Origin of the sequence: Komagataeibacter xylinus NBRC 15237 (assembly GCF_001571345.1) — a bacterium.
GTDB lineage: Bacteria > Pseudomonadota > Alphaproteobacteria > Acetobacterales > Acetobacteraceae > Komagataeibacter > Komagataeibacter xylinus.
Map to the genome: position 1 here is coordinate 1 of NZ_BCTP01000138.1, position 825 is coordinate 825.

At 60.5% G+C, this 825-nt stretch carries 1 protein-coding gene; it reads right to left on the reverse strand.

What is annotated here, in order from left to right:
• Nucleotides 1–387 (reverse strand): helix-turn-helix domain-containing protein (locus tag GXY01S_RS17810; RefSeq protein WP_156470352.1); only part of this gene is annotated, 387 nt, incomplete at its 3' end.
• Between the last annotated feature and the right edge of the window lie 438 nt (nt 388–825).

Here is an 825-nt window from a genome sequence, read left to right on the forward strand (position 1 = left end):
ATGATAGGAGACGCCAAAACGCTCTTCGATGACCCGCTGAAGATCGACCCGACGCCAGCGCACCACGCCGTCCCGGGCACGGTCAGGCCCTGTCGTGACCAGCGCCGATAATTCTGCCAGTTGGTCCGCTGTCAGGCGGCAGACCGACCCGTTGCGCCACCGATCGTGCAAACCATCCGGCCCCGCAGCATTGAACCGGTGCACCCAGTCCCGCAGGGTTTGCCGGTCCATCCCGCCGATCCGCGCCGCTTCGCCCCGGCTGGCACCGTCGCGCACCGCAGCCAGAGACAAAAGGCGCCGTGCAACATTCGCATCCCGCGTACGAGAGGCCAGACGCCGTAACGCAGAAGCCGTATAATCCGTCCGTAAGGCAATCGCACCAGCCATTCCCGATCCTCCCTCTCACGACAGAATCAGAACAGGCCCTTCGCGTCACTTCACAGATGAGTCAGAGACAGTAGCCCTTGGTATGACATACTCCTTGCAGAACTGGTCTCCGGACGCCCCATAGCGACAGATACAGGTTATAGGCTGGTGCTCCATACCGTTGCCGCTAGAGGTGTGCTGTCGTGGTATTGCCGGGCGCGCGCCAAGTGGGCGGGTAATGTCATGATGCCCGATTGCGAAGCGATCATAGCCAGTATCAGCGCCACTCCAGATCACGTACCGTCTCCAGTTGTCTCCGGTAATCGAGAGCGTAGAGTCCTCCGGCTTACCAAGATCGTCGCACACAGATTTGCCGGGCTTCACGCATACGGGGGGATAGGAGAGCCGAGTAAGGATTTTGTGTTCGAACCGACCAGTCCCATCACGGTCTTCGAAGGT